Below are 5,107 nucleotides of genomic sequence, written 5' to 3'. Positions count from 1 at the left end.
GATGGTCCACGTATTTTCCACGTTCGGAGTACGCCGAAGCGTGAAGCAAGGCCTCCTACGTATATCCTCGGCTCTTTTCTGCGTGGATCATTATTTTCTGTCACTTTTGAAGAGCAAAAACTGTAAGATGAGCTGAAGAGATAAGTGTACCAATTAAAAAGCTGACAATCTCGAAGCTAAGCACTGCCCACCCTACATCAAATGCTGCTATTGACTAAAATAGACTTAATGTCTAGTATTTTTACCTAAAAAGTGATGAAAAACCTTGGAGCATCTGAGGCAAAAAACCGTTTTGGTGAACTGTTGGATTTAGCTCGAAGAGAGCCAGTAAAAATTACTAAAAAAGGGCGTAATGTGGCTGTTGTTATTTCTATAGAAGAATTTGAAAGGTTCTTAGAATTAGAAGACGAACTTATAGCTATTAAAGCTAAACAAGCACAACAAGAAGGGTTTATTGGGCTGTCAGAAAGTGAGCAGCTTTTGGAGGATATTATGAATGCTTAGGCTTAAAGGGAGGAGGGAGCAGGGAGCAGGGAGCAGGGAGCAGGCAGAAGAAAATTGAAATTGAAGGTACTTCATCACGTATGATAAACGCGCTAAGTTACCAAGTTCAAGAAGAAATTATAGAAATATTACTGATTGCTACCCCACCGCACCCAAACGCGATTGACCGTAGGTCACGCTACGCGAACGCACTCCCGATTCCCGACTCCCCACTCCCGATTCCCCACTCCCCACTCCCGACTCCCCACTCCCGGAATATATTAAAATATGTAAAGAAACTGAAAGGATAAGGGAGAATGCGCTTAGCAATTGTTGGTGCGGGGCTCGCGGGCATGGCCACAGCAGTAGAATTAGTGGATGCTGGTCATGAGGTGGAAATTTTTGAATCCCGTCCCTTTGTGGGGGGAAAGGTGGGAAGCTGGGTAGATAAGGATGGCAATCACATCGAAATGGGGTTGCATGTCTTCTTTGGCTGCTATTACAACCTGTTTGACCTGATGAAGAAGGTGGGAGCGTTCCAGTTTCTGCGCCTGAAGGAGCATACTCACACTTTTATTAATCAGGATGGACGCAAGGGTGAGCTAGACTTTCGCTTCATTACTGGTGCTCCCTTTAATGGGCTAAAAGCTTTTTTCACCACTTCCCAACTCTCCCTCCAGGATAAGCTGCAAAACTCCATTGCCCTGGGGATCAGCCCTCTGGTGCGTGGCTTGATAGATTTCGATGGCGCAATGAAAACGATTCGTGACCTAGATGCGGTCAGTTTCGCTGATTGGTTTCGCGGTCATGGTGGTTCCGACGGTAGTTTAAAGCGGATGTGGAATCCCATTGCCTATGCTCTGGGTTTCATCGATACCGAGAACATTTCTGCCCGTTGTATGCTAACGATTTTCCAGTTATTTGCGGCTAGAACCGAAGCATCGGTACTACGAATGCTGGAAGGCTCTCCTCATGAGTACCTCCATAAACCAATTATTAACTATTTAGAGGAAAGAGGAGCAAAAATCCACACTCGCCGCCAAGTTAGGGAAATTCTGTTTACCGAAACCCCAGAGGAAACCCGAGTCACTGGTTTAGTGATTGCCAAAGGGGAAACCGAAGAAACCATCACCGCTGATGCCTATGTCTGTGCGGTTGATGTGCCTGGTGTTCAACGGCTGTTACCGAAATCATGGCGCAAGTGGTCCGATTTCGATAATATCTACAAGCTTGATACGGTACCAGTGGCCACGGTTCAACTACGATTTGATGGCTGGGTGACAGAGCTTCATGATGCCGAGAAACGCCAGCAACTCCAAGAAGCAGCAGGGATGGATAATCTACTGTATACTCCCGATGCTGATTTTTCCTGCTTTGCGGATTTAGCTCTGACTAGTCCTGGTGACTATTACAAAGCCGGTGAAGGGTCACTGATGCAGTTGGTACTAACCCCAGGAGACCCATTTATCCGACAAAGTAATGATGCGATCGCAAAACATGTGCTTCACCAAGTCCATAACTTGTTTCCCTCCTCACGAGACTTGACCATGACCTGGTATAGTGTCGTAAAACTCGCTCAGTCTCTATACCGGGAAGCCCCTGGCATGGACCCCTATCGCCCTAACCAAAAGACACCAATTCCTAATTTTTTCCTAGCCGGTAGCTATACCCAACAAGACTATATCGATAGTATGGAAGGAGCTACCCTATCCGGGCGTCGTGCTGCTAAGGCGATTGAGTCTTTGGTTAGTTGAAGAAGGGAATCGGGAATCGGGAATCGGGAATCGGGAATCGGGTTCCGATTCCCGACTCCCGATATAATCACTAAAACTTGAGGAATCTAAAACCCTATGTCTGATTGGCTGGAACATAGTGTACAAGTTGAAGTAGAAGTTCCCATTGAATTAGCGTGGGAGCTTTGGTCAGATTTAGAGCAAATGCCGCGCTGGATGAAGTGGATTGACTCAGTGGAAGTCCTAGAAGAGGATCCTGACTTATCCCGGTGGAAACTTGCTAGTACAGGTTTTGAGTTTAGCTGGCTCTCTCGAATTCTGAAATTAGTTCCACATCAGATTATTCAGTGGGAATCAGTAGATGGTTTGCCCAATCGAGGTGCAGTGCGCTTCTACGACCGTAAGGATAGCAGTATCGTTAAGCTGACCATCGCTTACGGCATTCCCGGCATTCTTGGTCAGTTAATGGATAACTTATTTTTAGGTAACTTAGTTGAGTCTACCATCCAGGAAGATTTAGAACGATTCCGGGATTATGCTCTTAAAGTGAAAGGCTAGGAGTGGGGAGATGGGGAGATGGGGAGATGGGGAGATGGGGAGATGGGGAGATGGGGAGATGGGGAGATGGGGGGATGGGGAGATGGTTATTAAAGTAAATTACTAGGATATCATATTAAACCTTAAACCTCCTAACCTTCAACCAGCTAACCTTCAACCTCCTAACCTTCAACCAGCTAACCTTCAACCTCCTAACCTTCAACCTTCAACCTTCAACCTTCAACTTTCCCCCGCATGATAAGAACTACGGACCAAAGGACCGGAACGAACATGAGCAAATCCCATATCCCGTGCGATCGCACCTAGCTCATCAAACTCTTCCGGTGTCCAGTATTTTTGTACCGGCAGATGTTGGAGAGAGGGACGCATATATTGACCGAGGGTGATGCGATCGCATCCAATTTTACCTAAATCCGCCATGGCCTCAATCACTTCTGCTTTGGTTTCCCCATGGCCCAACATTAATCCGGACTTAGTGGGAATGGTGGGATTGAGTTGTTTGACAATGCTGAGCACATCAAGCGATCGCTGATATTGTGCTCCCCGGCGCACCTTGCCCTGTAGCCGCTGCACTGTTTCAATATTGTGGTTGTAACAGGCTGGCTTGGCCTCCACCACCGTGGCTATCCGTTGCTGTTGCAACTCTGCTGAGGTTTGATCCTGCTCACCTTTACCCCCCCAGAAATCTGCCGTTAGCACTTCTATCTCAGTACCTGGATTGAGTTTGCGGATTGCATCCATCGTAGCGACAAACCAACCCGCACCCTGGTCTGGTAAATCATCCCTGGCCACAGAGGTCAGCACCACATACCGCAACCCCAATAACTGTACCGATTCCGCCACTTTTTGCGGCTCCTCTGGGTCTAGGGCCATGGGAGCATGACCTTTATCTACTTGACAAAATGCACAAGACCGTGTACACGTCGGTCCCATCAACAAAAATGTAGCAGTTTTCTGAGAATAGCACTCACCTCGGTTCGGGCAACGTCCCTCCTCACAAATCGTGTGAATCTGCCGTTGTTTAATAATCCGCTGCACTGTTGAGATGTCACTAGCATTACCAATAGGACGTCGCAACCAAGAGGGAAGTGCAGTAATTTCTGAACGCCATTGTTTTTGTGTAGTCATGGATAATCGGGAGTCGGGAGTCGGGAATCGGGAGTGGGGAATCGGGAATCGGGAATCGGGAATCGGGAATCGGGAATCGGGAGTCGAATAGAATTGTAACAGGAGCAACGGGCAAGATGCCCGTTCCACGTTAGATGGCTATTCTACCAAGATGGCTATTCCACAAAACTATTTCCATCAAACGAAGTCTACTATTGTTTAACTAGTCACACAAAGACTTGACTTCGCGGCAGTTGTCTGGAACAGGGGATCACCAGAACAGTAGACAAGAATTGATGCAAACACTATCAGAAAACTACTTTTGCGCATAGGTCTACTATCTACTCCTCCCGATTCCCCACTCCCGATTCCCGATTCCCGATTCCCGACTCCGGAATTATGAGTTATCTAGCAATGACCGAATCAGAGAACGTAGCATTCTTCCTAAAGCTTCACACTCATCTATAATCGGATTAATGCTTCCAGAAGTAGCCAGTTTCACTCTGACCGATAAGAAAAGATGGGTTTCCAATTCTTTGAGAGAGCCTTGAGCTATTCTAAGAAATTGAACATATTCTCCTCGATACTCCCGTCCATATCCCTCTGCAATATTAGCAGGAATTGATGCAGCTGCTCTCCTTATCTGTGCAGTCATCCCATACATTTCCTGTTTAGGGAATTCTCTGGTGATCACATAGCAACTCTCGGCCACATCCATTCCCTTTTGCCAAACTCGCAAATCTCGATAAGACTGAATTTGATTATAATTGCTCATGCTTAAACTAGAGTTCGGGAGTCGGGAGTGGGGAATCGGGAATCGGGAGTGGGGAGTCGGGAGTCGGGAGTGGCTCTATGGTAGAAAAGCGATCGCTATGGTTGTCAGTCTCCGAAAACATTTGCCATTTATAAAATTATTAGCTTTTGTATACTAAGCGTTCCCACTATTTTTTGAAAATCACAAATACAACATCCACCACCCGAAAAATATACCGATTCCCGATTCCCGATTCCCGATTCCCGATTATGGTTGTCAGTCTCCGAAAACATTTGCCATTTATAAAATCATTAGCTTTTGTATACTAAGCGTACCCACTATTTTTTTATAAATAGTCACACATCGATTCCCAATTCCCGATTCCCAATTCCCGATTCCCCACTCCCGATTCCCGACTCCCGATTCCCGACTCCCGATTCCCGACTCCCCATTCCCGACTCCCGACTCCCGA

At 46.7% G+C, this 5,107-nt stretch carries 7 protein-coding genes; 5 read left to right on the top strand and 2 right to left on the bottom strand.

Features of this window, described 5'->3' with window-relative positions; translation table 11 throughout:
* Positions 1 to 255 precede the first annotated feature (255 nt).
* From F6J94_RS29915 to F6J94_RS29900, 4 genes are all read left to right on the top strand, one after another.
* Complete coding sequence (locus F6J94_RS29915; protein WP_293024182.1) at positions 256 to 504, top strand: type II toxin-antitoxin system prevent-host-death family antitoxin; 249 nt, start codon at positions 256 to 258, stop codon at positions 502 to 504.
* 80 nt (positions 505 to 584) lie between these two features.
* Positions 585 to 794, top strand: coding sequence for a hypothetical protein (locus F6J94_RS29910; RefSeq protein ID WP_293046968.1), 210 nt, complete (start codon positions 585 to 587; stop codon positions 792 to 794).
* A 6-nt stretch (positions 795 to 800) separates the two neighbouring features.
* Entirely contained in the window at positions 801 to 2,237 is a 1,437-nt protein-coding gene (gene zds, locus F6J94_RS29905) for a 9,9'-di-cis-zeta-carotene desaturase (RefSeq protein ID WP_293046966.1), read from the top strand.
* A gap of 96 nt (positions 2,238 to 2,333) precedes the next feature.
* Entirely contained in the window at positions 2,334 to 2,774 is a 441-nt protein-coding gene (locus F6J94_RS29900) for an SRPBCC family protein (RefSeq protein ID WP_293046964.1), read from the top strand.
* Positions 2,775 to 2,993: 219 nt separating this feature from the next.
* Here the strand turns inward: F6J94_RS29900 and lipA are convergent, their stop codons facing one another.
* Together lipA and F6J94_RS29890 are read right to left on the bottom strand one after the other, a co-directional pair.
* Positions 2,994 to 3,902, bottom strand: coding sequence for a lipoyl synthase (gene lipA / locus F6J94_RS29895; RefSeq protein ID WP_293046970.1), 909 nt, complete (start codon positions 3,900 to 3,902; stop codon positions 2,994 to 2,996).
* Positions 3,903 to 4,278: 376 nt separating this feature from the next.
* The gene (locus F6J94_RS29890) at positions 4,279 to 4,656 is read right to left on the bottom strand and encodes a four helix bundle protein (RefSeq protein WP_293024193.1); all 378 of its coding nucleotides are present in this window, start codon (positions 4,654 to 4,656) and stop codon (positions 4,279 to 4,281) included.
* A gap of 173 nt (positions 4,657 to 4,829) precedes the next feature.
* On the opposite strand from F6J94_RS29890, the gene F6J94_RS29885 reads away from it, so the two are divergent.
* Positions 4,830 to 4,964 carry a hypothetical protein gene (locus F6J94_RS29885; RefSeq protein WP_293024196.1) on the top strand — a complete coding sequence of 45 codons (135 nt, stop codon included), beginning with the start codon at positions 4,830 to 4,832 and terminating at the stop codon, positions 4,962 to 4,964.
* The last annotated feature ends 143 nt before the right edge of the window (positions 4,965 to 5,107 follow it).

The organism is Moorena sp. SIO1F2 (assembly GCF_010672755.1).
Classification (GTDB): Bacteria; Cyanobacteriota; Cyanobacteriia; order Cyanobacteriales; family Coleofasciculaceae; genus Moorena.
This window is presented reverse-complemented; position numbering and strand designations above follow the sequence as displayed.

What these genes read in the sequence shown, in the direction of transcription:
- F6J94_RS29915 (WP_293024182.1), top strand. Translation starts at nt 256, where the DNA reads ATGAAAAACCTTGGAGCATCTGAGGCAAAAAACCGTTTTGGTGAACTG.
- F6J94_RS29910 (WP_293046968.1), top strand. Translation starts at nt 585, where the DNA reads ATGATAAACGCGCTAAGTTACCAAGTTCAAGAAGAAATTATAGAAATA.
- zds (WP_293046966.1), top strand. Translation starts at nt 801, where the DNA reads ATGCGCTTAGCAATTGTTGGTGCGGGGCTCGCGGGCATGGCCACAGCA.
- F6J94_RS29900 (WP_293046964.1), top strand. Translation starts at nt 2,334, where the DNA reads ATGTCTGATTGGCTGGAACATAGTGTACAAGTTGAAGTAGAAGTTCCC.
- lipA (WP_293046970.1), bottom strand. Translation starts at nt 3,902, where the DNA reads ATGACTACACAAAAACAATGGCGTTCAGAAATTACTGCACTTCCCTCT.
- F6J94_RS29890 (WP_293024193.1), bottom strand. Translation starts at nt 4,656, where the DNA reads ATGAGCAATTATAATCAAATTCAGTCTTATCGAGATTTGCGAGTTTGG.